This is a genomic window from Roseibium algicola, assembly GCF_001999245.1.
GTDB classification, from domain to species: Bacteria; Pseudomonadota; Alphaproteobacteria; order Rhizobiales; family Stappiaceae; genus Roseibium; species Roseibium algicola.
Genome location: NZ_CP019631.1, coordinates 347732 through 374249 on the forward strand (window position 1 = coordinate 347732; position 26518 = coordinate 374249).

Annotated in this window: 23 protein-coding genes; 13 read left to right on the forward strand and 10 right to left on the reverse strand. The window is 60.0% G+C overall.

The window, feature by feature from the left end; translation table 11 throughout:
- Positions 1-20 precede the first annotated feature (20 nt).
- The 13 genes from B0E33_RS29905 (at position 21) to B0E33_RS29965 (ending at position 17945) form a co-directional block, all read left to right on the forward strand.
- Entirely contained in the window at positions 21-2528 is a 2508-nt protein-coding gene (locus B0E33_RS29905; protein ID WP_077294428.1) for a heavy metal translocating P-type ATPase, read from the forward strand.
- Between the two features lie 271 nt (positions 2529-2799).
- Positions 2800-3123 carry a hypothetical protein gene (locus B0E33_RS29910; RefSeq protein ID WP_055661045.1) on the forward strand — a complete coding sequence of 108 codons (324 nt, stop codon included), beginning with the start codon at positions 2800-2802 and terminating at the stop codon, positions 3121-3123.
- A gap of 52 nt (positions 3124-3175) precedes the next feature.
- Positions 3176-3811: a c-type cytochrome gene (locus B0E33_RS29915; protein ID WP_055661046.1), complete on the forward strand. Its 636-nt coding sequence runs from the start codon at positions 3176-3178 to the stop codon at positions 3809-3811.
- A gap of 3 nt (positions 3812-3814) precedes the next feature.
- A complete protein-coding gene (locus B0E33_RS29920; protein WP_077294435.1) occupies positions 3815-4705 on the forward strand; it encodes a c-type cytochrome in 891 nt (296 codons plus the stop codon).
- Positions 4706-4725: 20 nt separating this feature from the next.
- The gene (locus tag B0E33_RS29925) at positions 4726-5214 is read left to right on the forward strand and encodes a c-type cytochrome (RefSeq protein WP_077294438.1); all 489 of its coding nucleotides are present in this window, start codon (positions 4726-4728) and stop codon (positions 5212-5214) included.
- 95 nt (positions 5215-5309) lie between these two features.
- A complete protein-coding gene (locus B0E33_RS29930; RefSeq protein ID WP_077294441.1) occupies positions 5310-6644 on the forward strand; it encodes an MFS transporter in 1335 nt (444 codons plus the stop codon).
- Entirely contained in the window at positions 6641-7354 is a 714-nt protein-coding gene (locus B0E33_RS29935) for a HoxN/HupN/NixA family nickel/cobalt transporter (RefSeq protein ID WP_077294444.1), read from the forward strand. The genes B0E33_RS29930 and B0E33_RS29935 overlap by 4 nt, the downstream gene beginning before the upstream one ends.
- Positions 7355-7615: 261 nt before the next feature.
- Positions 7616-7990: a hypothetical protein gene (locus tag B0E33_RS29940; RefSeq protein ID WP_156912575.1), complete on the forward strand. Its 375-nt coding sequence runs from the start codon at positions 7616-7618 to the stop codon at positions 7988-7990.
- An 86-nt stretch (positions 7991-8076) separates the two neighbouring features.
- The gene (locus B0E33_RS29945) at positions 8077-10278 is read left to right on the forward strand and encodes an efflux RND transporter periplasmic adaptor subunit (RefSeq protein WP_077294450.1); all 2202 of its coding nucleotides are present in this window, start codon (positions 8077-8079) and stop codon (positions 10276-10278) included.
- A complete protein-coding gene (locus tag B0E33_RS29950) occupies positions 10278-13460 on the forward strand; it encodes an efflux RND transporter permease subunit (protein ID WP_077294452.1) in 3183 nt (1060 codons plus the stop codon). Before B0E33_RS29945 ends, B0E33_RS29950 begins: the two co-directional genes overlap by 1 nt.
- 39 nt (positions 13461-13499) lie before the next feature.
- Positions 13500-13844 (forward strand): copper-binding protein, encoded by a 345-nt coding sequence (locus B0E33_RS29955; RefSeq protein WP_077294455.1) that lies wholly within the window; start codon positions 13500-13502, stop codon positions 13842-13844.
- 273 nt (positions 13845-14117) lie between these two features.
- Positions 14118-15227: a COG3904 family protein gene (locus B0E33_RS29960; protein ID WP_156912576.1), complete on the forward strand. Its 1110-nt coding sequence runs from the start codon at positions 14118-14120 to the stop codon at positions 15225-15227.
- 222 nt (positions 15228-15449) lie between these two features.
- Positions 15450-17945 (forward strand): DNA translocase FtsK, encoded by a 2496-nt coding sequence (locus tag B0E33_RS29965; RefSeq protein ID WP_077294461.1) that lies wholly within the window; start codon positions 15450-15452, stop codon positions 17943-17945.
- Between the two features lie 27 nt (positions 17946-17972).
- Here B0E33_RS29965 and B0E33_RS29970 read toward each other — a convergent pair whose 3' ends face one another.
- Genes B0E33_RS29970 through B0E33_RS30015 form a run of 10 tightly spaced genes read right to left on the reverse strand, consistent with a single transcriptional unit; the run spans position 17973 to position 26517 of the window.
- The gene (locus B0E33_RS29970) at positions 17973-18563 is read right to left on the reverse strand and encodes an AAA family ATPase (RefSeq protein ID WP_228148156.1); all 591 of its coding nucleotides are present in this window, start codon (positions 18561-18563) and stop codon (positions 17973-17975) included.
- Positions 18564-18621: 58 nt separating this feature from the next.
- The gene (locus B0E33_RS29975) at positions 18622-19461 is read right to left on the reverse strand and encodes a fumarylacetoacetate hydrolase family protein (protein WP_075284566.1); all 840 of its coding nucleotides are present in this window, start codon (positions 19459-19461) and stop codon (positions 18622-18624) included.
- 36 nt (positions 19462-19497) lie between these two features.
- Positions 19498-20793 carry an L-fuconate dehydratase gene (locus tag B0E33_RS29980; RefSeq protein ID WP_077294464.1) on the reverse strand — a complete coding sequence of 432 codons (1296 nt, stop codon included), beginning with the start codon at positions 20791-20793 and terminating at the stop codon, positions 19498-19500.
- Between the two features lie 23 nt (positions 20794-20816).
- Complete coding sequence (locus B0E33_RS29985) at positions 20817-21551, reverse strand: SDR family oxidoreductase (RefSeq protein ID WP_077294467.1); 735 nt, start codon at positions 21549-21551, stop codon at positions 20817-20819.
- 18 nt (positions 21552-21569) lie between these two features.
- Positions 21570-22022 (reverse strand): MaoC/PaaZ C-terminal domain-containing protein, encoded by a 453-nt coding sequence (locus B0E33_RS29990; protein WP_055661060.1) that lies wholly within the window; start codon positions 22020-22022, stop codon positions 21570-21572.
- A gap of 3 nt (positions 22023-22025) precedes the next feature.
- On the reverse strand, positions 22026-23099 hold the full coding sequence (locus B0E33_RS29995) for a Gfo/Idh/MocA family protein (RefSeq protein WP_077294470.1): 1074 nt from the start codon (positions 23097-23099) through the stop codon (positions 22026-22028).
- Positions 23092-23421, reverse strand: coding sequence for an L-rhamnose mutarotase (locus B0E33_RS30000; RefSeq protein WP_077294473.1), 330 nt, complete (start codon positions 23419-23421; stop codon positions 23092-23094). Before B0E33_RS30000 ends, B0E33_RS29995 begins: the two co-directional genes overlap by 8 nt.
- 3 nt (positions 23422-23424) lie before the next feature.
- Positions 23425-24546, reverse strand: a complete 1122-nt coding sequence (locus B0E33_RS30005; RefSeq protein ID WP_023001326.1) for a mandelate racemase/muconate lactonizing enzyme family protein — start codon at positions 24544-24546, stop codon at positions 23425-23427.
- A gap of 4 nt (positions 24547-24550) precedes the next feature.
- A complete protein-coding gene (locus B0E33_RS30010) occupies positions 24551-25648 on the reverse strand; it encodes an ABC transporter ATP-binding protein (protein ID WP_077294476.1) in 1098 nt (365 codons plus the stop codon).
- Positions 25649-25650: 2 nt separating this feature from the next.
- The gene (locus tag B0E33_RS30015; RefSeq protein WP_077294649.1) at positions 25651-26517 is read right to left on the reverse strand and encodes a carbohydrate ABC transporter permease; all 867 of its coding nucleotides are present in this window, start codon (positions 26515-26517) and stop codon (positions 25651-25653) included.
- Position 26518 lies beyond the last annotated feature (1 nt).

Below are 26518 nucleotides of genomic sequence, written 5' to 3' on the forward strand. Positions count from 1 at the left end.
TCTATGCCGGAGTTGGACCCATGTCTGGGCAACAGAAATTCTCCTTGTCGGTTCAGGGAATGTCATGCGCATCGTGTGTCGGACGCGTCGAGCGCGGCCTTGCGGCTGTCGAAGGGCTTGAAGATGTCGGCGTGAACCTGGCAACTGAAAGCGCGCAGTTTACGGCCACCCCTGACAAGATCACCGCAGCGGTCGCCAAACTGGATGATCTCGGCTATCCGGCGCGAACGCAGACGGTCACGCTGACTATTCAGTCCATGTCCTGTGCCTCTTGCGTCGGACGTGTCGACAAGGCGTTGCAGGCGGTGCCCGGGGTCCTCAGTGCCAGCGTCAATCTTGCGGCCGAAACGGCAACGATCGTCTTTGCAGAAGGTGCCACAACCGTTCAGGAGCTGGTGAAGGCCAGCACGGATGCCGGCTATCCCGCAAGTCTGGCAGACGCAGGAACGTCTCAGGATCGCAGCGAGCGCAAGGCGGAAGAAGCCCGTGAGCTGGCGCGCAAGATGGCGATTGCCGCAGCCTTTGCCCTGCCCGTGTTCCTGATCGAAATGGGCGGGCATCTGATCCCCGCTTTTCACCACCTGATCGCGGTGACCATTGGTCAGCAAATGAGCTGGATCCTGCAATTCGCGCTGACGAGCGTGGTCCTTTTCGGTCCGGGCCGGTCGTTCTATCTGAAGGGGGTTCCGGCGCTCTTGAAGGGGGCGCCGGACATGAACAGCCTGGTGGCCGTGGGAACCGGAGCGGCCTATCTCTATTCGGTGGTTGCCACCTTCCTGCCGGATCTGGTGCCCGCCGAGGTTCGCGCCGTTTATTTCGAGGCGGCCGCCGTGATTGTCGTCCTGATCCTGCTGGGCCGCTTCCTGGAGGCCAGGGCAAAGGGGCGCACCGGTGCGGCCATCCAGAGCCTGTTCGGCCTGCAGGTCAAGTCGGCCCGGGTGCTGCGGGACGATGAGATGGTGGAAGTGCCTATCGAAACGCTGGCCATTGGCGACATCGTCGTAGTGCGCCCTGGAGAGCGTCTCGCGGTTGACGGTGAAGTGGTCGAAGGTTTCTCCCACGTCGATGAAAGCATGATCACCGGCGAGCCCGTGCCTGTCGCGAAATCGGCTGGCAGCGCGGTGACTGGGGGCACGGTGAATGGCACTGGAGGACTTCAGTTCAAGGCAACGCGTGTCGGCGCCGATACGACCCTTTCGCAGATCATCCGCATGGTCGAGGAAGCCCAGGGCGCCAAGCTGCCGATCCAGGGGCTGGTGGACCGCATCACGCTGTGGTTCGTTCCCGCCGTCATGGCCGTTGCCGTGGCCACGGTCCTGGTGTGGCTGACTTTCGGTCCGGACCCGGCATTGACGCTGGCCCTTGTGGCCGGTGTGTCGGTGCTCATCATCGCGTGTCCGTGTGCCATGGGCCTTGCAACGCCGACATCGATCATGGTGGGCACCGGCAGGGCAGCCGAGATGGGCGTCCTGTTCCGCAAGGGGGACGCTCTGCAGCAGCTTGCCGACGTCGACATTGTTGCGCTGGACAAGACGGGCACCGTAACTGAGGGCCGGCCGGAACTGACCGACCTCGTCCTGGCGGACGGTTTTGAACGCTCTTTCGTCCTGTCTCGCATTGCCGCAGTTGAGGCTCGCTCTGAGCATCCTGTTGCCGAGGCCATCGTGCGGGCAGCGGGCAAGGAGAGCGTGGAAAGGTTCGCGGTCAGTGAGTTCAACTCCATCACCGGTCATGGTGTTTCCGCTATTGTGAACGGTCAACGGGTGCTCGTCGGCGCTGACCGGCTGATGAAGCGCGAAGGTATTGCGACCGATGCGCTGGTGGACGAGGAGGTCAGGCTGGCGACCCGTGGGCGCACAGCTCTCTATGCAGCCATTGACGGCAGAATTGCAGCTGTTGTCGGAGTTGCCGACCCGGTCAAACCATCGAGCCGTGCCGCAATTGCAGCGCTTCATGGGCTGGGGTTGAAGGTCGCGATGATCACCGGCGACAAACGGGAAACCGCCGAGGCAATTGCCGCGGAAACCGGGATCGACATCGTCATCGCGGGTGTTCTGCCCGACGGCAAGGTTGACGCCCTGACTGAACTCAAGGGCGACGAGGGCCGTATCGCCTTCGTTGGAGATGGCATCAATGATGCCCCTGCCCTCGCCCATGCCGATGTCGGTATCGCGATCGGCACAGGTACCGATGTGGCGATTGAATCCGCCGATGTCGTGCTGATGTCGGGCGATCTGAGAGGCGTCGTGAACGCTTACGAAGTGTCGCGCCGCACCATGCGCAACATCAAGGAAAACCTGTTCTGGGCATTTGCCTACAACACGGCCCTGATCCCGGTGGCCGCCGGAGCGCTTTATCCAGCCTTTGGCCTGTTGCTGTCACCCGTTCTTGCAGCAGGCGCCATGGCGTTGTCGTCGGTGTTCGTCCTCACCAATGCTTTGCGACTTCGCCGGATCGCGCCAGTGATGGATGAAGCAAGGTCCAGGGTCGCTTTCACGCCAAGTGCCGAAGCCGCGCCTGCTGAATAGGAGGGGGTGACATGAACATTGGAGAACCTTCGCGCCAGTCCGGGCGACCGACCAAGATCATACGCTGCTTTGAGGACATCGGCCTGAGTGCCCACAAGACAGCCTCGATCAAGCTTTAACGGTGCGGATCGGCAATATGCCGACCAGACAAGGGTTGACCGGGGCGCAGGTTCACCGGATTGTGACACAGGTTCGGGTTCGTTGCTGGCAAACAGGATCCAGTAGGTCATTGCTGATGCGGTTGCAGTCTTGCTTTTGGACGACTTTGAAAATGCTCCTCGTGGCGGCCTTCGTTGCTGCCGGAGGATCGTTCAGTCATTCGCTTGCCGGAACTGCCCACGAACACTCACATGAAACCGCTGCCGCCTCCGGCGGCGATATTCCCCACGATCATGCTTCAAACCATTCCGATCATAATGTGGCAGATCATGAAACCGTGCATTGTGGGGCCTATTTGCTGGCGTTGACGGATGACGAGCATCTGAGCATCCCTGACCTCATCGAAGACAGCGTCCGTGATACCGTGGTGTCCAATGTGTCCCGGGTGTGGAAGATTGATCCGCCTCCCCCGCGACCGGCTCCTTTATCCGTTTGAAATCGCTTGAGGCGGAATATCCGCCACGCAATCTGGATACAGGACAAGATCAATGAAACTTACGGTTATATCAGTGACTGGCGCGCTGTTGCTTGCAGGCGTTGCCGGCGCTTTTGCACATGGTGGGGCGTCCGGAATCGTCAAGGAACGCATGGACGCGATGGATGAGATGGGCGACGTGATGAAGTCGCTGACTGCCATCATGCGTGGAGAAAAGGACTATGATGCGGACGCAGTGCGTGAGGGCGCTGCGGTTATCCAGTCCCATTCCGGCGAGGCCCTGACCAAGCTGTTCCCGGAACACAGCATCGAAGGCCCATCGGAGGCGAAACCGGAAATCTGGACTGACTGGGAAGAATTCTCTGAGCTCGCAAAACAGCTGGACGTTTTTGCAGCAGGACTTGGCGCAGCGGCCGAAAACGGCCTGGCACACGGCAAGGGCGGTGCAGGTATGACGGGTCAGTCGGGCATGATGGGGCAAGACACCATGATGGGTGGAAATTCCATGATGTCCCAGGGTGGTATGATGGGCTCCGGAGGAATGATGGGGTCGGGTGGCATGATGGGGAACGCCGGTCACATGGCCGATCCCGAAATGCTGGCCCAGATGCCTGCGGACGGGCTTTTCAACATGGTCGCGCAGACCTGTTCGGCCTGTCACTCAAAATTCAGGGTCGAGAAAAACTGATCGATGCGCCTCTGGCTCATTGTTGCGATCGTTGCTCCCGCGTTGGCGGGAGCGGCGTTCGCCGTGCTGTACCTCTGGCCTGTCGACAAGCCCGAACGGATCGAAGTCCTTGCCGGCGATCCGGGCCGCGGCGCCTATCTTGCCAGGATGTCGGGATGTATCGCCTGCCATACCAATACGGAAGGTGGCGGGAAACCTCTGGCTGGCGGTGTCAGGCTGCCGACAGACTTCGGTACGTTCTATTCGCCCAACCTGACGACGGATCCGGATCACGGCATCGGAAACTGGAACTTGCAGGATTTTGCAGCGGCGGTGCGACAGGGTATTTCGCCGGAAGGAGAGCCCTACTATCCGTCGTTTCCCTATCCGTTTTACGGTTCCTTTACCGACCAGGATATCGCGGACCTGTGGGCAGCCTTCAAGACGGTTCCCCCCGTTGCTGAAGCATCGACACCACATGACATGTTGCCGCCATTCAATCTCAGAATGGGTCTGAAACTCTGGCGCGGACTGTTTTACGTGCCGGAGACATTCGACCCGGATCCTGCGCGCTCTGATCTCTGGAACAGGGGCAAGTTCATTGTTGAGGGACCGGCTCATTGCGGCGCTTGCCACACCCCTAGAAATGCCGCTGGTGCACGTCAGGCGGAATTGGCTCTGCATGGCGCCAGCGAACTGCCTGACGGCGGCAACTCTCCACCCATCACGAGTGCCGCGCTGAAGAGACAGGGCTGGACGATAAGTTCTCTTCAGTATGCTCTGAAAACCGGGATCATGCCTGATGGGGATGTCTTTGGCGGCTCCATGGGCGAGGTCGTGCGCGACGGCACTGCTTTCCTTTCCGAAGAGGACAGGGAAGCAATCGCAACCTTTCTCCTGGAGAGGGACGGCTGACCGTCTGAAGGAGAGAAACCATGAGAAGCCGCATCTTGCTCGGTGCACTTTCTGCGGCAGTGGTGATTGTCGTCGCCAGTGCCATTTTCCTTCTGGCACCTCCCGATGTTGACGAAAGTGTCGTCCGGCTGAAGCCGGGCGACCTCAAGCTTGTGCGTTTGGGAGCAGACATTTACGCGCAGAATTGCGCAGCTTGTCATGGAGACGGCCTGAAAGGAGAGCGCGACTGGATGGACGCCAATCCGGACGGTTCCCTGAAGGCCCCGCCGCACGATGAAACCGGGCACACCTGGCATCATCAGGACGACCTGTTGTTCCGTATCACGAAGCATGGCACCGCGAAGGCGGTTGGCCTTGAAAATTTCAATTCGAACATGCCGGCGTTCGAAGGAGTGCTGACAGATACCGAAATCATCGCCGTCCTGTCCTGGATCAAGGCACAGTGGCCGCAGGAAATTCGTGAAAGGCATGACCTCATCAATGCGCAAGGAGGAGCCCCATCGTCTTGAAGGCCGTGCGTTTTCGCCATACGGCTATGAAGCATTGCGGTTGCGGCACAGGTTTGATCGCAAGGCGTGGTGAAGCTGGACGGCTGGAGAGTTAAGTGATTTCGGTACTTGCCAATCAAACCTACCGCCATCTTTTTTTCGCGCAGGTCATCGCGTTGTTCGGCACAGGTCTGATGACGGTTGGCCTGGCGCTGCTGGCCTTCGATCTTGCAGGCGATGAGGCTGGCGCCGTTCTGGGAACAGCCCTTGCGATCAAGATGATTGTCTACGTCGGCATCAGCCCGATTGCTGCCGCTTATGCGAGCCGGTTTCCGCGTCGGATGTTTCTCGTCACGTTGGATATCGTCCGGGCTCTGACCGCGGTGGCCCTGCCCTTCGTTGACGAGATTTGGCAGATCTACGTTCTGATCGCCCTGTTGCAAACCGCGTCCGCGGCCTTCACCCCTGCCTTCCAGGCCAGCATTCCCGATATCCTTCCGGATGAAAAGGACTACACGAGTGCCTTGTCGCTGTCGCGCATGGCGTATGATCTTGAAAACCTTCTCAGCCCGATGATTGCAGCCGTCCTGGTTGGCCTTGTCGGCTTCCACTGGTTGTTCGGCGGTACCGTTGCCGGCTTCCTGTTCTCTGCCGGGTTGATCCTGACCATTCGGCTCGTCTCGCCGCAGGCCGACGCGGAAGAGCCCGCGTTCCGAAGAACCGTCAAGGGCCTGCAGATCTATCTGAAGACACCACGCCTGAGAGGATTGCTGGCTCTCAATCTCGCGGTTGCCGCCTCGGGAGCCATGGTGATCGTCAACGGTGTTGTCATCGTGAAATCGTACCTTGGTCTCGATGACACCGACCTGGCCTTGTCGATGGCGGCCTATGGCGGAGGCTCCATGGTTGTCGCGTTGACGCTGCCAAAGCTTCTTGCAAGCCGTTCTGAACGGTTCGTCATGCTCGCCGGCGGGGCACTGCTTCCCGTTTCATTGCTGATATTCGCCGGCCTGTTGGCGGTCCTGCCGGTGCCTTTCGTTTGGCCAGCCCTGCTGCTGGTCTGGTTTGCCATGGGGGCGGGCATGTCGGCGGTGCTCGTGCCCTCTGGACGGCTTCTTAAAAATTCCGCCCATCCCCAGGACCGTCCATTGGTTTTCGCTGCGCAATTTGCTCTTTCGCACGGTTGCTGGCTGATTGCCTATCCGCTTGCCGGCTGGCTTGGAGCAAGTTCCTCGATGTCTGTGACAATGGTCGTTCTCGCCGGTTTGGCTGTGCTTGGCTGGGTTGTGGCCGGCAAGTCCTGGCCTGCAGACGATCACAGTATTCTCGACCATGCGCACCCCGACCTGCCGGCAAACCATCCGCATCTTGCCAAAGCGCATGGAAAACGACACGCACATGCGTTCGTGATCGACAGCCTTCACCACACCTGGCCGGATCGCCAACCATGATGGATCTTCTCATCTCCTGGCAACGCTGGATCTATGGTGGTGTGCGGGCTTCGTTGCTGGAATTCAGCCAGTCGGGGGATTTCTGGCTTCTTGCGAGCATGATAGGGACAGGGGTGCTGTTCGGCGCCATTCACGCTTTGACGCCCGGGCACGGAAAGACGATCCTGGCTAGCTATGTCGCCGGAGCCAGAAGCAGCTTCGCCCGTGCATTTTCGGTCTCGACACTTCTGGCGGCAACGCATGTGCTCACAGCCGTTCTGATCGCCTTCTTTTCCTCCCAGCTCGTGGAAAGATCCTTTGTTGGTGGCGGCCGGGCCCCGGCCCTCGAGTTGATCAGCCGCGTCACACTGATCGGTATCGGCGCATGGCTTTTTGTCAGGGCAATCCGCTCAAGGCCGGGCAGGAAGCGAGCCGAAGGCTTCTGGGTGGCCCTTACAGCCGGTCTCGTACCTTGTCCTTTGACATTGTTTGTCGTGGTGGCAGCCCTGTCGCAAGGCGAACCGGGGGCGGGTCTGATGTTCGCGGCATCGATGCTTGTCGGCATCGCCTTCACGCTTTGTGCAGTGGCAGGATTGGCGGTTGCCGGCCAGCGCCTGTTTCTCGATGTCGCTCTCAGGAACGGCGCGACCCTCAGCGTGGTTTCCCGAGCGCTCGATGCGACTGCCGGAATTCTAATTATCCTTTTCGCCGGTATCCAATTGCTTGAATAGACGCGACCCTGTTCAGATCCGCATCAATCTCCTTGTCGCAAACGAAAAATTGAAGGGCCGACGCTCATATTCGCTTCTGCTTCGGCCTCGCCAGGCGTATTTAGGTCTCAGGTTGTCTTGTGATCGGATGAACTATCGCAGAACCGGGTGTTTCACGGTTCCAGATCAAGAACGGAAATTTATTAACCGCCCTTCGAAGGCTTGCTCAACAGCACCTATCAGGCACTTGTATTTGTGCTGGACTGGATTATATCGCGCAACATGACCCGACCCGTGCATCACATCAGCAGACTGGCCGCGACTATCCTCTTCGCGATTGCCCTGCTGTTTGCCGGATTTGCACCGGCTCACCAGGCAATGATGGCTCCTGGAGAACATGTTGCGGTCAATGCCGGCATGCCGTGTGAAACAATGATGGGTCATGCCTCGGCAATGATGGGCGATGAGATGCCGGACGACGGACAGGTGGAATTCGACCTGTGCTGCGGCGGTGCGTTGTGCGCTGCCGACACGGTTCGCGATAGCCAGGAAATGGCACTGGGTTTTGCCCAGGCCCTCGCCTTCACACAGTTGCCGCCTGATGCCCTGCACGTCTCGGACATCACCCTTCCCGAACGACCTCCCCGCCTCCTCTGAAAACATCGTTCCTCCGCAGATTTTCGCGGAGCCAGAAGTGATGGACATGCCTTCGGCAAACAGCCGCTGGCAACTCAGAGGTTACTATGCGTGGACGTTATACCGCGCTCAGCATCATCGCCCTTGCCGCAGGTGTGGCAGGCGGGGTGTTTCTTGAGCGCCTTTATCTGAACCCGGGCGACGGCAATGCGTCGGGGGGACCGGAAATTCTCTATTGGGTCGCCCCCATGGACCCGAACTTCCGCCAGCCCGGGCCCGGCAAGTCGCCGATGGGAATGGATCTGATACCGGTTTATGCCGGACAGGAACCTTCCGCTGATCCGGCTGAAGTCAACCTGTCGGCGGCCGAGGTCAATGCCATCGGCGTACGTACGGCTTTGGCCCGTGTCGGTGAAATCTCCCGGCAAATCGAAACCGTCGGCTTCGTCGGATACGACGAACATCTGACCAGTCATGTTCACACCCGGGTGGACGGCTGGATCGAGACGCTGAACATTCGCGCCGTTGGCGACCGAGTGAAAAAGGGCGAAGTGCTGTTCGAGCTGTTTTCGCCCGAATTCGGCATTGCCAGCTTCGATTTCCTGCGTTCGCTTTCGAACGGCAACGGTCTGTCCCTGGAGGCTGCCCGCAACAAGCTGCGCAGTCATGGGGCTTCAGAGGAGCAGATTGCCGAGATCGAGGCAGACGGCAAGGTCGCCCGCAGGATCAAGGTGGTCGCGCCGCGCGACGGGGTCGTTATTGCCCTTGCGGCCGCCGACGGCATGTTCCTGCAGCCCGGCGCTCAGGCCATGTCCATCACGGATCTCGACAAGGTTTGGCTGATTGTAGATGTCTTCGAGCGCGACATCGCGCGTTTGACGGAAGACATGCGTGCGGTCGCCCGCTTCGAACATCTGCCGGGACGGACATTCGAAGGCCAGATCGATTACATTTACCCGGAACTCGATCCAAAAACGCGAACCCTGCCTGTCAGGCTCCTGTTCGACAACGCCGAAGGTCTGTTGCGGCCGAACATGTTCGGCAACGTCAGGCTGTTTCCCAACGAGACCCGCACTGCCGTCACCATTCCCTCCGAAGCCGTCATCCGGACGGGAACAGCGGAGCGTGTTGTCATCAAGGTCGGCGAAGGCACTTTCAAGCCAAGGCTGATAACCACCGGATTGCGTGACAATTTTGGAGAAAACGGGCGCACGGAGGTTGTTCAGGGGCTTGAGCCTGGTGAAGAGGTTGTTGCTTCGGCCCAGTTCCTGATCGACAGCGAAAGCGCGCTCAATGCGGGCTTGATGCGCATGGCGCCGACGAACGAGGTTCCTGCGCGCGGAACCGGTGAACTGATCGCGCTCGACCGCGAAGCCCGGCTTGCAACCATCCGCCACGACAGTCTGGAAAGTCTCGACTGGCCCGCGATGACAACACGATTTCCTGTTGCGGCGTCCATCCCTCTCGACCGGTTGAGCGACGGCCAGCAGGTTTCCTTCAAGGCAGCGCGCGGCGCTGATGGCCTGCTGGGGTTGATTGAGCTCGGGTCAGACGACGGCATTGCAGCCACGGGGTCGGGAACCGTTCTTGCTGTTACAAGCGACGGCAAACTGACGATGGAACATGGTCCGATCCCGGATCTCGGCTGGCCCGCCATGCAAATGGACCTGGATGTCTCGGGCTTCGATCCGCAGTCGGTTCCGGTGAATGTTCCGGTCGAATTCGACCTCGCCAAGGGCGACGGCGGTCTCTTCTCGATCGTGGCAGTAAGGCAGCCGGGCGTTGCCGAGGATCCGGCGGCAGAGCAGGCCGAGGAAGTTGCCGACGACGCGCAAGCAGAAGCCGCACCCATCGTGGTGTCGGGAACGATCAACTCGATCGATACCGAAAACGCGAAGGCTACAATCACCCATGGCCCCATTGCCGAAATCGGCATGCCTGGCATGACCATGGCATTCGCGGTGGAAGAGACCCTGGATCTGGATGCCCTGCCAGTCGGCACGGAAACCACGCTCACCTTTTCAAGGCCGGACGGAATGACGATGGTCCTGGCAAAGGCAGAGCCGATCACGCCGCCGATGGAAGTCCGCGGCACCATCAATGCCCTTGATCGGGATGCAGGCACGGCCAACATCACTCACGGACCGATGGCTGAGATCGGCATGCCGGGCATGACCATGGATTTTGCCGTTGATCAGGCCGTTGTCGTTGGTGATTTGCCACTGGATCAGGAGGTAACACTCTTGCTCCAGCGCAATCCGGATTTCTCCATGACATTGGTCGGCGTCCGGCGTGAGGAGGGCTTGTGATGATTGCCGAAATCATTCGTGCTTCCATCGCCAACCGCGTGATCATGCTGGCAATCGCCGCCATGATCGCCGTCGCCGGTATCTGGGCAATCCGTGAAACGCCTGTCGATGCAATCCCGGACCTTTCGGACGTTCAGGTCATCGTGCGCACGCCCTACGCCGGCCAGGCGCCTCAGGTGGTGGAGGACCAGGTCACATTCCCCATCGCCACGGCGATGCTTGCCGTGCCAGGTGCCAGTGATGTGCGCGGTTTTTCCTTCTTTGGCGACAGCTACGTCTACATCGTTTTCGAGGACGGCACCGATCTTTACTGGGCCAGAACCCGTGTTCTGGAATACCTCGGTCAGATCGCTGCAAACCTGCCTGAAGATGTTTCACCACAGCTTGGCCCGGATGCGACGGGTGTCGGCTGGATTTACCAGTACGCCCTGATAGACCGCACCGGAAATCATGACCTTGCCCAACTGCGTGCCCTTCAGGACTGGTTCCTGAAATACGAACTTCAGACCGTCGACGGCGTGTCGGAAGTCGCCACGATCGGCGGCATGGTGAAGCAATACCAGGTGGTCGTGGACCCCAACAAACTCAGGGCCTACGACATAACGCTGTCGCAGATCCGAGGCGCCATCCAGGCTGCGAACCGGGAGACCGGCGGCAGCGTGATCGAGATGGGCGAAGCCGAATTCATGGTGCGCTCGACCGGTTACGTCGATGAGCTTGCCGATCTTGCCAAGGCGCCGTTGATGGTCAACGACCGCGGTGCGCCGCTGACGCTTGGAGACGTTGCCGACATTCGACTCGGGCCGGAAATGCGCCGTGGTGTCGGTGAATTCGGCGGCGAAGGCGATGCCGTCGGTGGGGTTGTGATCCTGCGCTGGGGCGGCAACGCGCTGGCAGCCATCAAGGCAGTCGAAGCACGGATCGGCGAACTGCGCAGCAGCCTGCCCGAAGGAGTGGAGATCGTCACGACCTACGACCGCTCCGGCGTTATCGAACGTGCGATTGACAATCTTCAGACAAAGCTGACCGAAGAATTCATCGTTGTCGTTCTGGTCTGCGCAGCCTTTCTCCTGCACTTGCGTTCCTCGCTCGTCATCCTGTTTTCCCTGCCTCTCGGCATCGCGGCTGCCTTCATCATCATGAAGCTGCAGGGCGTGAATGCGAACATCATGTCGCTTGGCGGCATCGCCATCGCCATCGGCGCGATGGTGGATGCGGCGATCGTCATGATCGAGGCGATGCACCGTCGGCTGGAACATGAAAAACTGACAGCGGATAACCGCTGGCGGATCGTGGGGGAATGTGCCTCGGAAGTGGGCCCTGCCCTCTTCTTCTCCCTGGCGATCATCACCGTCAGCTTCCTGCCGGTGTTCGTTCTGGAAAGCCAGGAAGGCAGGCTCTTCAAGCCGTTGGCCTTCACCAAGACCTACGCCATGGCGGCCGCTGCCATACTCTCCATCACGCTGGTTCCGGTGCTGATGGGGTACTTTGTCCGCGGGCGAATTCTTGCGGAGAACAAGAACCCGCTGAACCGGATTGTCATCTGGCTCTACCGCCCCTTTCTGGATGCGGCCGTTGCCTGGCCCTGGGCAACGACCATTCTGGCGGGTGTCCTGGTCGCCTCCATGTGGTGGCCCCTTCAGAGGATCGGCACGGAATTCATGCCAGCCCTCAACGAAGGTGACTTCCTTTACATGCCGACGCTTTATCCCGGTGTTTCCATCGGCAAGGCGCGTGAGGTTCTTCAGCAGTCCGACCGTCTTATCGCCACCGTACCGGAAGTAAAGACGGTGCACGGCAAGCTGGGCCGTGCCGATACTGCGACAGACCCTGCCCCGCTGACGATGATCGAGACGACCATCCAGCTGAAGCCGCGCGCCGAGTGGCGGGAGGGCATGACGATGGACCGGATCCGGGATGAGCTGGATCAGGCCGTCCAGATACCGGGCGTCACCAACGTCTGGATCCAGCCGATCAAGAACCGCATCGATATGCTGGCAACCGGCATCAAGACCCCTGTCGGGGTCAAGATCACCGGGGCCGATCTTGGCGTCATCGAGAAGATCGGCATTGAAGTCGAAAACGCGGTCGCAGGAATTGATGGCACTGCATCGGCCTACGCCGAGCGGCCCGTCGGGGGACGCTTCATCGAGATCGACGTCGACCGGGAGGCGGCTGCCCGCTTCATGATGAGCGTGCGGGACATTCAGGACGTCGTGCAGACCGCGATTGGCGGCATGCAGGTATCGGAGTCCGTCGAAGGCCTGGAGCGCTTTCCCATCAACCTCCGCTATCCACAGGACTGGCGCAACAGTCCAGAGCGCTTGCGGGAACTTCCGGTGGTCACGCCGTCCGGTGCCCATATTCCGCTCGGTGCCCTGGCAGAGGTCAGCGTTGTCGACGGACCGGGCATGATCCGGTCTGAAAACGCTCGACGTACCGGGTTCGTCTTCATCGACATCACAGGCCGAGACCTGGGCGGCTACGTTGATGAAGCTCGCAGGACGGTAGCGGAGAAGGTGCAACTGCCGCCCGGCTATTCGATCGCCTGGTCGGGCCAGTATGAGTACATCGAACGCATGCAGGAACGTCTGAAGCTGGTAGCTCCGGCGACCTTGCTGATCATCACGCTCATGCTGTTCATGGCGTTCAACAGGGTCATTGAAGTCGGGATCATCCTTGCCGCCCTTCCCGTGGCACTGGCCGGAGGTGTGTGGTTCCTCTGGTATCTCGATTTCGACATGTCGGTCGCGGTGATCGTCGGCTTCATCGCCCTTGCTGGCGTTGCGGTCGAGACAGCCATCGTGATGCTGCTCTACCTCAACCTGGCCTGGGAAAAACGCAAGAAGCTTGCGGCCGCGGAGGCCCGCTCCCTGACGGTTGTCGACGTAGAGGAAGTGGTTTTCGAAGGTGCGCTTTTGCGCGTGCGGCCAAAGGTGATGACCGTTGCGACGATCTTTGCCGGGCTGATCCCGATCATGTACGGCGACGGTACGGGCTCGGAAATCATGCAGCGGATCGCGGCCCCCATGGTCGGTGGCATGGCAACCGCCACCCTTCTGACCCTCTTCGTCATTCCCGCCATTTTCACGATCTGGAAGCGGCTTGCTCTCTCGCGGGTCAACCGTGAGCTGAGCACAGCCACCCCGGACATCAAAGGTGCGGTGCAGCCGGCCGAATGATTTTGCAACTCACAAAAAAACCCAAGAAAGGCAACTGAAATGAAGACCCTCATCCTCGCAGCATTCCTGTCCATGGCGGCCACTCCGGTCGTCCTTGCCCAGTCGTCGCATAGCGGCATGGATCATTCCAACATGCCCATGACCGCCGAACAGATGGACGGCGCGGTCCACGCCAATGCCGTCGTCAACTCCATCGGTGACGGCACGGCGAATGTCAGCCACGATCCGATTCCGGAAATCGGCTGGCCGGCCATGACGATGGATCTGCCCCTTCTGGAAGGCGCTCAGATGTCGGATGATCTCACCCCAGGTGACAGCGTGATCCTGATGCTGGTGAAAGGCGACGACGGCATGTATGCCATCGGCGGAATGATGCCGAAGTAAGATTTCGGACAAACGGCAGCAGCCCATGACACCTGCCTCGGGCTGCTGCCAATACCCTTCCAGTACCCTTCCGCCTTCCCCAAATAGGGGTTGGTGAAATACGCAATTCCGTTTTCCCCTGATGCCAGTTCAGAAGGCAACAAAGACATCGGGCTTGATAAGACTGGGACCAGAGCGATCGTTCTCTTGTCCTGATTTTTCAGGCTCTCTTTAATGGCTTTGTTGTTTTCTCGTTTGACCGACGTTCAGGTCTTACCGGTTCAGGAAAACGAAATGAAAAAGTCTTTGGGGCGGATTTTTGCCGCACATGGTTGGCGGGTGGCGGCGTTCGCGGTTGTTGCCTTTATTGCATTGTCTCCAGGTGCAGCCCGGGCAGAAAGCATGACGTTCGAAAACGTCTGCAAGGGCAACAACGCGGCATCCTGTTATGTGCGAGCCGAAGGGCAGATTACCGCGGAAACGCCCGCGCTCTTTTCCAGCTACCTGAAGAATGAGCATTCCGACGGCAACAAGGTTCTGCTGCACAGCCCCGGCGGTAGTCTGATTGCCGGCCTGGAACTGGGAGAGCTGATCCGTGCCAGGGGAATGGAGACGGAAATCGGCATCTGGAAGTCCGAGGGCACATTCGGGGACACGGTGGACGGCGGCTACTGCATGAGCGCCTGTTCCTACGCGTTCCTGGGGGGTGAAGTCAGACGTATTCCAGACGGCAACCGTCTGGGCTTCCACCAGTTCTACCTGTCCGGAGAGAGGGCTGGCCAGGTGCCGTCCAGCCAGGTGGACCAGGCACTGATGTCCGCGCAGGAATTGTCCAGCCGGATTGTACGTTACCTTCTGGAAATGGGAATCGATGCTCGCATCTTCGTTCTTGGCACGGGTGCGAAGCCGGACGACATGTTCGTTCCCGACGCGGCGCAGCTTGAGGAATTTGCCCTTGTCACGCCGGAAGGGTTCGGGGCGTTCTTTCTGGAGCCCTACAAGCAGGGTCTGGTGGCAGCAAGCAAGCGCAAGAGCGCCACGCGCCTTTATGATCTCGCGAGCCAGTTTTCCAGCTATTGCCGCAAGAACAAGCCCTACGTCCTGATCACGACCGATGGCGGTATACTGAACCCTGATAATCTGCCAACGACAAGCATAAACATGTTCTCAAAAGGACGTGGCATCACAGCGACAGCCACCAAGGATATCCTTCGGGTTGTCGGTGACAGCAGCGTCGAGGTCGAAATCAACGACAAGGTTGTTGAGCTCCTGTCGGTTAGCGAGCGGATCGAGTTCAGCCTGTTTCTTGGAATGTCGTCCGGTGGCGAGGTGCGCGGGGCGATCGATCTGAGCGACATGGACCGCAAGATCATCGCCGCCAGCTTCCATTTTTGCATCGGCTAGGAGGGTGAGCCCGACAAGAGGGCTCATCACATAAACGCGACATTGTTGAACTGGCTTCAAGGTGTTGTTTTCAGCGCATTTTCGCCGAAATTTGCACGCCTGACGGTCGATCGGGAGTGGCTCAAAGGTGGAGAATGACTGGGTTTGGATAGAGACTGTTAACCTTATTTTCCTACATCTCTCCCAAAGGCGTTCAACCCGAAACACTAGTCTTCTTTGTCCATGCGTATTTCCCGGAAGAATTTCTCACTTTCGAATTCGAACGATGCCGGCCAGCCAGCTTCAACCGATGATTCCAGTCGGAAAGCGCAGGGCGAAAACCCGCTCGGGCAACCCGCCGCCACAGATGGTGAACGGGTGGCTGAGGCGCGCCGGTTGCCACATGTTGCAGGCAATCCGCAGCAGCAGACAGGAGATGGAAACCGGGGGGTGGAAACCCCTTCGGACGAATCCTGCCAGAGCTATTTCTACCTTGCACCCAACGTTCGCTTCACCCGGACGCCAGACCGCGGTTCAAAGCAGCGATCTGCACCGGTAGAAAACGCGAGCGAAGTCAGCGCCAGTGAAACTGTTTCCCCGGTCGAGGTAGAGCCCGTTGCGCAGCAGCCGCTGGTCACGCCAAACCCCTCCCCTGTTATGCCCGCAACCATGCCAGTTGCACAGGTGATTGGTCAGCCCGCCGATGGTGGGCCGGTGAATGTGCAGGCGCCTGCCAATGACGCGCATTCTTCCACGGCGCACCTTGGTTTCCTGTCCGATCACGCCTTCTTTGAATTCATGTCCGACGATGCCATCAATCCTCAGCCGGCTGCAGAAGTGCCTGCGCAGAGGGTCGCGGAGCCGGTACGAGCCGTGAGGACGGCTTACGAGGAGGTGCCCGTCGCGGGACAGGGGGCGCGGCCACCGGAGGGAATCGTGTCGCTGTACAAGGTCGTGGAATGCAACGGTTCTGCATCCCCCACGCCTGCGCCTTCGTCTTCCAGACCGATTGCCGCAAGGCCAGCAAACCCGTCTCCGCAGCCTACCGGCCAAAGGCCGGCAGCACAGCAAAACCCGGAAGGCAATCAGGACGCTACCGGTCGGGCAAGAGTGTCGATTTCGATGCCAAGCCCCACACCCCGGTCCTTGTCCTCCAGCACGCAGGCTCTGCCGCCGATCGGAGCGGGATCGGGTCAACAATCGCTGTTCGGCGGCTACGAGTTTCCGTCAGGCGATCTGCTGCAACTGCCGCAGGATGGTCCGGGCTTCCAGATGACGCAGGAGCAACTGGAACGGAATGCGGGGCTTCTGGAAAGCGTTCTGGAAGACTTCAAGGTGCGCGGCGAGATCATCCACGTGCGCCCCGGGCCTGTGGTCACCCTTTACGAGTTCGAACCGGCCCCGGGCATCAAGTCCTCACGCATCGTCAACCTCGCCGATGACATTGCCCGTTCCATGTCGGCCATCTCCGCTCGTGTTGCGGTCGTTCCGGGCCGGAACGTCATCGGGATCGAGCTGCCGAATACGGAACGCGAAACCGTCTACTTCCGCGAATTGATCGATTCGACCAACTTCCGCGCGACCAGCTGCAAGCTTGCGCTTAGCCTCGGCAAGACGATTGGCGGGGAACCGGTTGTTGCCGATCTTGCGAAGATGCCGCATCTGCTGGTCGCCGGAACGACCGGCTCGGGCAAGTCGGTTGCCATCAACACGATGATCCTGTCGCTGCTCTACCGCCTGAAGCCGGAAGAGTGCCGCTTGATCATGGTAGATCCGAAGATGCTGGAACTGTCCATCTACGACGACATTCCGCACCTGCTGACGCCTGTCGTCACCGATCCGAAAAAGGCCGTGACAGCTCTCAAATGGGCCGTGCGCGAAATGGAGGATCGCTACAGGAAGATGGCACGGCTTGGCGTGCGCAATATCAACGGTTTCAACCAGCGTGCCGCCGCTGCAAGTCAGAAGGGCGAACCGGTTATCGTGTCCGTGCAAACCGGTTTCGACCGCGATACGGGGGAACCGGTCTACGAGCAGCAGGAAATGGACCTCGCTCCGATGCCGTACATCGTCATCATCGTTGACGAGATGGCGGATCTGATGATGGTCGCCGGCAAGGAGATCGAAGGCGCTATCCAGCGTCTGGCGCAGATGGCCCGTGCCGCAGGCATTCATCTCATCATGGCGACACAGCGTCCTTCGGTCGACGTGATCACCGGCACGATCAAGGCAAACTTCCCGACCCGGATTTCCTTCCAGGTCACCTCGAAGATCGACAGTCGCACGATCCTCGGCGAGCAGGGTGCGGAACAGCTGCTCGGCATGGGCGACATGCTGCATATGTCGGGTGGCGGACGTATCAACCGTGTCCATGGCGCCTTCGTCTCGGACGAGGAAGTCGAACAGGTTGTCGCCCACCTGAAAAGCCAGGGCCGGCCCGCGTACCTTGAAACCGTGACCGCGGAAGAAGAGGAAGAGCTGGAAGAAGAGGAAGCTGTCTTCGACAAGGGTGCCATCGCGTCCGAAGACGGTGATGACCTCTACGACAAGGCGGTGAAGATCGTCCTGCGCGACAAGCGCTGCTCAACCTCGTATATCCAGCGCCGCCTCGGCATCGGGTACAACCGTGCGGCTACCCTGGTCGAGAAAATGGAAAACGAAGGCCTTGTCGGTGCGCCCAACCACGTCGGGAAGCGCGAGATCCTGGCCGGCAAGAGAGAGCAGCCGAGCGAAGAATAGATACGCAGTACGATTGGCGATGTCGATCTAGTGCTGCGTCTCCTGGTGCCTGGAAAGACAATCCAGAATGAAATCCGCTCGCTTCTCGACATCCGTCTTCGGCAAGATGATTTTCTCGTAGCCAAGTTGGCCGTAGGCATCGAGCAATCGCTGGTATTCTCCGATAGCTTCATCCAGACCGTGCTGCCGGTCGGCGTCTATGGCGTAAATCTCCGGCCAGGGCGGTGTCAGGAATACCTGAAAATGAAATCGGCTCGTTCTGCCGAGGGTGTCTTTTACGGCCACGCCGGTCGCGAATTCCAGGGCAACAGCTGCGTCGATCAGACCCCGGTCGAAGAAGACCCATCCTTCAGCGCTGTTCAATCGCTCCCTGTCACGGAATGACATGTCGATCGCTCTTCTGGCGAAGGCTTCGAGATTGACCCAGGGAAGCGCCCTCCCCTCAGCTTGTTGCTCTTCGGCGACGATCCTCCTGCCGGGTTCCGGCACGGTTTCGAAACCCCGTCGTTCCAGTTCCGCCAAAAGCGTTGACTTTCCGCCACCCGAACATCCGGACAGGATGACGTGCCGGCGGTAGGTATCGTTTGGCATCATGATTTCCTTATCAGATGCGGGCATCTGGACTGTCAGGCGACACCCTTTGTTGGAGAGCGTCGCCATCACGGCAAAAGCTACGTTAAGCCTTGCCCACGTTTTGCCGCTGGACGCCAAGTCCTTCAATGCCCAGCTCGATCACCTCTCCGCCCTTCAGATAGATTGGTGGTTTCTGTCCCATGCCGACGCCCGGAGGCGTGCCGGTGGAAATGATGTCGCCCGGCTGAAGGCTCATGAACCGGCTGACATAGCTGACCAGGTGGGCGACACCGAAGACCATGGTCTCCGTCGACCCGTCCTGATAGCGCTTGCCGTCGACTTCCAGCCACATCTTCAGGTTCTGCGGATCGGAAACCTCGTCCCGGGTCACCAGCCAGGGTCCCGTCGGGCCGAAGGTGTCGCAGCCCTTGCCCTTGTCCCAGGTGCCACCGCGTTCGATCTGGAATTCGCGTTCGGAAACATCGTTGATGACGCAATATCCCGCGACGTGGTCAAGGGCTTCTGCTTCCTCGATGTAGCTGCCGCCCTTGCCGATCACGACACCAAGTTCGACTTCCCAGTCGGTCTTGACCGATCCGCGCGGGATCTTCACGTCGTCATTGGGGCCGCAGATTGCGCTTGTCGCCTTCAGGAAGATCACCGGTTCCTTGGGCACTTCCGCACCGGTTTCGGCGGCATGGTCGGAATAGTTGAGGCCGATGCAGATGAACTTGCCGACATGACCCACGCAGGGACCGATACGGCCTTCCTCGAGCAACGGCAGGGTGGCCGGATCGACGGATGCGATTTTCGCCAGCCCGTCCGGCGTCAGCGTGTCGCCGGCAATGTCGGAAACGAGAGCGGAGAGATCCCGCGGCCGGTTATCACTGTCCAGAATGGCGGGCTTTTCCCGTCCGGCGTCTCCAATGCGGAGAAGTTTCATGGGGTTATCCTTGGTTTTGATGTGTGGCTTGTGACATCAGGCGGCGCCTGCGCTACCGTCTCGAAAGATGTGATGTTCGATGGAGGCCGGTTTCATCTCCACGGAAAAGCCCGGCATCTGCGGCGGCATATAGGCGGCATTGCGGATGGTGCAGGGGTCGACGAAATGTTCGTGGAGATGATCGACATATTCGATCACGCGCCCTTCCCTGGTTCCGGAAACCGCAACGAAGTCGATCATCGACAGATGCTGCACATACTCGCAAAGACCGACGCCGCCGGCATGCGGCCAGACGGGAGTGCCGAATTTGGCTGCCATCAGCAGAACGCTGAGAACCTCGTTGAGACCGCCCATCCGGCAGGCGTCGATCTGCACGATGTCGATGGCACCGCCTGCAATCATCTGCTTGAAGACGATCCGGTTCTGGCACATTTCACCGGTTGCCACCTTCACCGGCGCCACCGCTTCGCGGATCGCGCGATGGCCGGCGATGTCATCCGGGCTGGTTGGTTCTTCGATGAAGTAGGGTTTGGCAAACGCGAGTTGTTGTACCCAGTCGATGGCCTGTCCGACGTCCCACACCTGGTTGGCATCGATCATGAGGAACCGGTCGGGCCCGAGCTCCTCCCGGGCGATCCTCAGCCGGCGGATGTCATCGGCGAGATCGCGCCCGACCTTGAGTTTTACGTGGGTATACCCAGCCTCGACCGCTTCCCGGCACAGCCGGCGCAGCTTGTCGTCGGGATAGCCGAGCCAGCCCGCCGAGGTGGTATAACAGGGATAGCCATGTGCTTCGAGCTGCGCGATCCGTTCCGCCTTGCCCGGTTCCGCCGCTTTCAGGATGGCAAGTGCCTCTTCCGGCGTGATCGCATCGGTCAGGTAGCGGAAATCAATAATGGAAACGATCTCTTCCGGGCTCATGTCCGCGACAAGACGCCAGACCGGTTTGCCGGCCTGTTTGGCCAAAAGGTCCCAGACGGCATTGACGACGGCGCCGGTGGCGAGATGCATGGCGCCCTTGTCCGGTCCGATCCAGCGCAACTGGCTGTCCGAGGTCACGTGACGCCAGAAGCGGCCGGGGTTTTCGGAGATCCAGGCAAGATCAAGCCCTGTCACCAGGTGGCGCATGGCCTCGATTGCGGCAACACAGATGTCATTCCCGCGCCCGATAGTGAAGGTCAGGCCATGTCCTTCAAGGCCATCGTCGTCGGTTTGAAGAACGACATAGGCCGCGGAATAGTCCGGATCGGGGTTCATGGCGTCCGAACCGTCAAGGGTTTCGGACGTCGGAAAGCGGAGATCGTACGTCTTCAGACCGGTGATTGTCGTCACGGGTTCACGTCCTCAATGAAATGTCAGATGGTCCAGCCGCCGTCGATGGCATAGGCCTGCCCGGTGGTATAGGTCGCGTTGGCAAGATGAACCGCGAGATCAGCGATCTCTTCCGGCGTACCGATCCTGCCGATCGGCTGGCGTGCGATGAAGGCGGCCCGGGCGGCTTCATAGTCGCCCTGGGCGCGCAGGCGGTCCTGCAGCGAAGGGCTTTCCACCGTGCCCGGGCAGATCGCGTTGCAACGGATGTTCTGCGCCACAAAATCGGCGGCAACCGCCTTGGTGAGGCCGATCACAGCCGCTTTCGTGGTGGTGTAGACGAAGCGGTTCGGCACGCCTTTCATGGAACTTGCAACGGATGCCATGTTGATGATGGCGCCGCCTCCCCGTTCCAGCATTGCAGGCAGCACGGCCCGAATGGTCCGGATCATGGAGCGCACGTTGAGGTCGACCGCAAAGTCGAAGTCCTCGTCTTTCATGTCAAGGATCGAGCCTGCATGAACGAAACCCGCCCCGTTGAAGAGGACGTCCACCGGGCCGGTTTCGGCAACGACTGTCTGTACGTCCATATCCTTCAAAACGTCGAGGTGACGGGTTTCGATCCCTGCTGATCCTTCGAGTTCGGAAAGGGCCGTTTCGTTGATGTCCGTTGCCACAACCTTCGCGCCCCTGGCGGCAAAGGCGAGCGCCGTCGCGCGTCCGATCCCCTGTCCCGCGGCTGTCACCAGAACGGTCTTGTCCTTCACCCAGTCTGTCATGTCGGCTCCATCTGCCCCTTAGGCGGGCTTGTTCTTTCGTTCAACGATGTGGATGTGATCGGCGACGAGAACCACTTCGTCGCTTTGATTGAGAACTTCCGTCCGCTCGACCACGCGGCCGAATGCCGGGCGTTTCGGGTCATCGTCCTTGGCAACGATGGTCACGCGCGAACGGATGGTGTCTCCGATGAAAACCGGCTTCACGAAGCGCATCCGGTCGTAGCCATAGGAGAAGGCAACCGGGTTTATGACGCTGGCGGTCAGGCCGACGCCGATGGCGAACACCATGGTGCCGTGGGCAATCCGCTGGCCGAAGGGCTGGGTCTTCATGAACTCTGCGTCCATGTGATGCGGAAAGAAGTCTCCGGTATGGCCTGCGTGGACCACGAAGTCGGTTTCGGTAATCGTGCGGCCATAGGTGATGCGCTCATGGCCGAGCTCATAGTCTTCGAAATAGGTCGTTTGTTCCATGACTTATGGTCTTTGTGCGAGTGGAGTTGCAGGGGAAGCGGAGGAGGCATAGGCCGCTTCCACCAGAGCCATCGTGTTCCAGGCGTCTTCGACCGAACTCACCAGCTCGGCGTCCTCGCCGGACGCAAAGCGCTGGAGATTTGCCATGCGGCCGACGAAAGCGTCCGGAAACCAGGCCCCTTTCAGGGGGACGGGGATCCACTCGTCTCCACCCTTCGGGCGGATCTCCAGGATGTCCGGTTCGCCGTTCGGATAGTCGAGATTGACACCGAGCTGCAGATAGGCAGCGCCTTCCGTGCCACACACTCGGAACTCGCAAGCCTGGTGCCGGCGGCCGAACTTGTGATCGTGATTGATGGAGAGCGCACAACGCACCTTGTCGCCGTAGTCGAGGATGGCGCTGGTGCGGGTCTGGGCCATTTCATGGGACGGATGGCCGAGCGATTTCGCGTGCACGCCTTTCGGGTCCCCAAGCACCTGCCGGATCAGGTCGAGATAATGGATCGAATGCATGGTGATCTCGATCCGGGGCAGTCCTTTCAAGAAGGCCCAGAGCTCCCAGGGCGTGGCGAGAGCCAGCCAGGCATCGAAATCGACAACTTCTCCAAGCCAGCCCTTGGCGATGGCGTCCTTGAGGGCGAGCATCATCGGTGCGAAGCGGAGCTGGAAGTTGACGGCGGCGATCAGTTTGCGGTCGCGGCAGATCCTGAGAATATCCGTTGCCTGGCGCAGGTCGCTGCCCATGGGCTTCTGGATCAGCACTGAGGCCCCTTCCGGTAGCAGGCCGAGGACATCGGCATGCACATGGGGCGGGGTGGCAAGGTCGAAGACCGCGCCCGGCACACTGGCTGCTTCCTCTGCGCTGGCAAAGGCCTTGATGCCCCATTGATCCGCCAGAGCCTGCGCTTTGCCGGCATCCGGGTCATAAAGTCCCGCAATCGGAAAGCCGCCTTTCCTGTAAGCGGGGAAATGGGCATCACCGACGATGGAGCCTGCGCCGAAAGTCACGATGGGGCGTGGATTGGCGGGCCTTGGCCAGTCCTGGGAAAGGCTGGCCGGATCGAAAGCTTCAGTCATGATGGAAGACCTCTTCCATCATCGCCCACCACTCGCCGTCCTTTCGGGTGTCGAGCGGCTTTTGGCAGGGCATGCAGACGCCCCACCATTCCTGCGTTTTCGGATCGGCGGCCATCTTCGCCGCGTCGGCCTCAAAGTCCGTGCCGTGATATTCCCAGTAGCCGAAGAGCAGATTTTCCGGCTCCTTCAGGAAGATGGAATAATTCCGGATATTGCATTTGGAGATCATGTCGAGGATCTCCGGCCAAACCGAAGCGTGCAGCCGCTTGTATTCGGCAACTTTCTCCGGCTCGAGACCGATCACCATGCCCATGCGCTGCATGACCTACGCCTCCTGCCGGGTGATTGTGCTGGTGAACTCGGGAATGCTCTTTCCGCGCACCGCGTCCCAGTCCCAATCGATGCCGATGCCCGGTTCCACGGGTGCGAGCGCATGGCCGTTTTCAATTGTCATGCGGCTATTGGTCAGTTCGTCGAGTTGCGGAATGTACTCGACGTATTTGCCGTTCTGCACGGCACAGGTCAGGCTGACGTGCAGCTCCATCAGGAAGTGCGGACAGATCGGCATGTCGAAGGCTTCTGCAGCATGGGCAACCTTCAGCCAGGGGGTGATGCCGCCGATCCGTCCGGCATCGACCTGCACCACAGAGCACGCTCCGGCCTGCATGTATTCCCGGAAATGCCGGATCGAATAGAGCGACTCGCCGACAGCGACCGGCGTCGAGGTTCTCTGCGACAGGCGCACATGGCCACCGATGTCGTCGGCGGGTAGCGGTTCTTCGAACCAGGCAAGGTCCAGGTCCCGCAGGCGGTCGGCGCGCCGGATGGCTTCATCAACGGTGAAGCCCTGATTGCAGTCGGTCATGATCTCATAACCGTCACCGACGGCGGCACGCACGGCGGCAAGCCGCTCGTAGTCCTCGGAGACATGCGGGCGGCCGATCTTGACCTTCGATCCGGTAAAGCCCTTTGCCTTGGCTGCAAGAGCATCCTCGACCAGGGCTTCGGTTTCGATATGCAGCCAGCCGCCTTCGGTCGTATACAGCGGGCAACGGTCCTTGGCTCCACCTGCCAGCTTCCAGAGCGGCAGCCCCATCTTGCGCGCACGCAGGTCCCAGAGGGCCGTGTCGATGGCGGCAAGCGCAATGGAGGAAATGGCGCCGATCGTGGTGGCGTGGGTGAAGAACTCCAGTTCGTGCCAGATGCCCTCGATCATGTCTGCGTCACGGCCGATCAGAACCGGGGCGAGATGGTCCGCAAGAAGCCGCATGACCGAGGATCCACCGGTGCCGATCGTATAGCTGTAGCCTGTGCCCGTCGCACCGTCCGCATCGGTGATCGTGACGATCGGTGTTTCCTGGCTGACGAAACTCTGGATCGCATCGGTTCGCTTGACCTTCGGAACCAGGTCGACCATGCGCAGTTCGACTTTTTCAATCCGTGCCATGCGTTCAGCTCCTCAAGGTCTGTTCGGTGGCGGCATCGAAGAGATGTGCCTGGCTGAGGTCGAAACTGAGATCGATCTTGTCGCCCGCGTGCAGCGCCTTCGGGTTGAGCATGCGCGCAATCCAGTCCTCACCAGCGAACTCCGCAAAGACCAGGGTCTCGTTGCCGAGCGGTTCGGTGATCGAGACTGGCACCTGCGTCGTGTGCACGTCATGGGCTTCGCCGGAATGCAGGCCATGTCCCGCGGGATACAAATCGTCCGGTCTCAGGCCGAACACGACCTTCTGGCCAACGCTGACCGCGTTCCGGAATTGCATCGGCAGCGGAAGGCTGGCGCCATTTGCGAAGGCGAGCTTGCCATCGTCGATGACCGCTTCGCGCAGGTTCATGGTCGGCGAACCGATGAACCCGGCGACAAAGCGGGTCTTTGGGCGCTGGAAGACTTCCTCCGGCGTGCCGACCTGTTCGATATGGCCGTCGCGCATGATCACGATCCGGTCAGACAGGGTCATGGCTTCCACCTGGTCGTGGGTCACGTAGATGACCGTCGACTGGACCTTGGAATGCAGTTTCTTGATCTCCGTGCGCATCTGCATGCGCAGCTTGGCATCAAGGTTGGAAAGCGGTTCGTCGAACAGGAACACATCCGGATTGCGCACGATGGCGCGGCCCATGGCAACACGCTGGCGCTGGCCGCCGGAAAGTTGGGACGGCCGTCGTTCCAGAAGGGCCTCGAGGCTGAGCGTGCGCGCTGCTTCCGCGACCGCCGCATCGATCTCTGCCTGGGATTTTCCGGCGATCTTGAGCGAAAATCCCATGTTCTCTGCAACCGTCATATGCGGGTAGAGCGCATAGGACTGGAAGACCATGGAGATGTTGCGTTGGCGCGGCGGCAGGTCGTTGACCACCCGGTCGCCGATGTGGATTTCGCCACCCGAGATGTCCTCCAGCCCGGCGATCATGCGGAGCGAGGTCGACTTGCCACAGCCGGACGGGCCGACCAGCGCGATGAACTCCCGGTCCTTGACCTCAAGGTTGATGGAATGAACCACCTCCAGTTGCCCGTATTTCTTGACCAGGTTTTTCAAAGAGACGGTAGCCATGTCTATCCCTTCACTGCGCCGGAGGTGAGGCCGGAGACGAGGTGTTTTTGTACGATGAATGTCAGGGTGAGTGCCGGAATGATCATGACCACGGCCAGCGCGCACATGCCCCGCCAGTCGATGGTGAATTCGGCGGTGTAATCCAGCAGACCGACCGGCAGCGTCTTGGAATTGGTCGACCGGGTGAGCTGGGATGCCAGCGCGAATTCGTTCCAGGAAATCAGGAAGGCGAAGATACCGGCGGAGGCGATGCCTGAACGCGCCAGCGGAAATTCAACCTGCCAGAAGGCTTGCCACCGGGTGCAGCCGTCGATCTGGGCCGCTTCCGCAAGATCCCGGGGGACCTGTCGGAAGAAACCGTCGATCAGCCAGACCGTGAAGGGCACGTTGAGTGCCACATAGGCAAGAATCAGTCCGAAGTGGGTGTCGATGATGCCGATCTTGGCATAGACGAAGAACAGCGGCAGTGACAGCGCGATGCCAGGCACGGTTCGCGTGAGCATGAAGCCGAGGAAAATCGCCGACTTGCCGCGGAACCGGTAACGCGCAAACGCGTAACCACCAGCCATACCGACCGCCAGGGCAATCACGGTCGAGGTGACCGAGATGATCAGTGAATTGCGGAAATACTCCAGCACCGGAATGCCGCCCTGGCCAACGCCGGAGAACATTGCCACATAGGCGTCGAACGACAGCTCGCGCGGGATCCAGACCGGAGGTTTGGCCATGATCTCGACTGTCGGGCGGAGCGAGGAAAGAACGATCCAGACCCCCGGCAGACAGATGATCGTCATGGCGAGGAACAGTCCGATAAGGTGGCCAACCTTCAGGAAACGGCCCTTGAGGCGATGTGCGGTATTCTCGTCCATG

Bases quoted from the DNA above. Each gene is read 5' to 3' on its own strand.
- B0E33_RS29920 (WP_077294435.1), top strand. From the start codon at position 3,815: ATGCGCCTCTGGCTCATTGTTGCGATCGTTGCTCCCGCGTTGGCGGGA.
- B0E33_RS29915 (WP_055661046.1), top strand. From the start codon at position 3,176: ATGAAACTTACGGTTATATCAGTGACTGGCGCGCTGTTGCTTGCAGGC.
- B0E33_RS29940 (WP_156912575.1), top strand. From the start codon at position 7,616: ATGACCCGACCCGTGCATCACATCAGCAGACTGGCCGCGACTATCCTC.
- B0E33_RS30015 (WP_077294649.1), bottom strand. From the start codon at position 26,517: ATGGACGAGAATACCGCACATCGCCTCAAGGGCCGTTTCCTGAAGGTT.
- B0E33_RS29965 (WP_077294461.1), top strand. From the start codon at position 15,450: ATGCGTATTTCCCGGAAGAATTTCTCACTTTCGAATTCGAACGATGCC.
- B0E33_RS29970 (WP_228148156.1), bottom strand. From the start codon at position 18,563: ATGCCCGCATCTGATAAGGAAATCATGATGCCAAACGATACCTACCGC.
- B0E33_RS29990 (WP_055661060.1), bottom strand. From the start codon at position 22,022: ATGGAACAAACGACCTATTTCGAAGACTATGAGCTCGGCCATGAGCGC.
- B0E33_RS29905 (WP_077294428.1), top strand. From the start codon at position 21: ATGTCTGGGCAACAGAAATTCTCCTTGTCGGTTCAGGGAATGTCATGC.
- B0E33_RS29950 (WP_077294452.1), top strand. From the start codon at position 10,278: ATGATTGCCGAAATCATTCGTGCTTCCATCGCCAACCGCGTGATCATG.
- B0E33_RS29910 (WP_055661045.1), top strand. From the start codon at position 2,800: ATGCTCCTCGTGGCGGCCTTCGTTGCTGCCGGAGGATCGTTCAGTCAT.
- B0E33_RS29975 (WP_075284566.1), bottom strand. From the start codon at position 19,461: ATGAAACTTCTCCGCATTGGAGACGCCGGACGGGAAAAGCCCGCCATT.
- B0E33_RS30010 (WP_077294476.1), bottom strand. From the start codon at position 25,648: ATGGCTACCGTCTCTTTGAAAAACCTGGTCAAGAAATACGGGCAACTG.
- B0E33_RS29960 (WP_156912576.1), top strand. From the start codon at position 14,118: ATGAAAAAGTCTTTGGGGCGGATTTTTGCCGCACATGGTTGGCGGGTG.
- B0E33_RS29955 (WP_077294455.1), top strand. From the start codon at position 13,500: ATGAAGACCCTCATCCTCGCAGCATTCCTGTCCATGGCGGCCACTCCG.
- B0E33_RS29945 (WP_077294450.1), top strand. From the start codon at position 8,077: ATGCGTGGACGTTATACCGCGCTCAGCATCATCGCCCTTGCCGCAGGT.
- B0E33_RS30000 (WP_077294473.1), bottom strand. From the start codon at position 23,421: ATGCAGCGCATGGGCATGGTGATCGGTCTCGAGCCGGAGAAAGTTGCC.
- B0E33_RS29985 (WP_077294467.1), bottom strand. From the start codon at position 21,551: ATGACAGACTGGGTGAAGGACAAGACCGTTCTGGTGACAGCCGCGGGA.
- B0E33_RS29925 (WP_077294438.1), top strand. From the start codon at position 4,726: ATGAGAAGCCGCATCTTGCTCGGTGCACTTTCTGCGGCAGTGGTGATT.
- B0E33_RS30005 (WP_023001326.1), bottom strand. From the start codon at position 24,546: ATGGCACGGATTGAAAAAGTCGAACTGCGCATGGTCGACCTGGTTCCG.
- B0E33_RS29995 (WP_077294470.1), bottom strand. From the start codon at position 23,099: ATGACTGAAGCTTTCGATCCGGCCAGCCTTTCCCAGGACTGGCCAAGG.
- B0E33_RS29935 (WP_077294444.1), top strand. From the start codon at position 6,641: ATGATGGATCTTCTCATCTCCTGGCAACGCTGGATCTATGGTGGTGTG.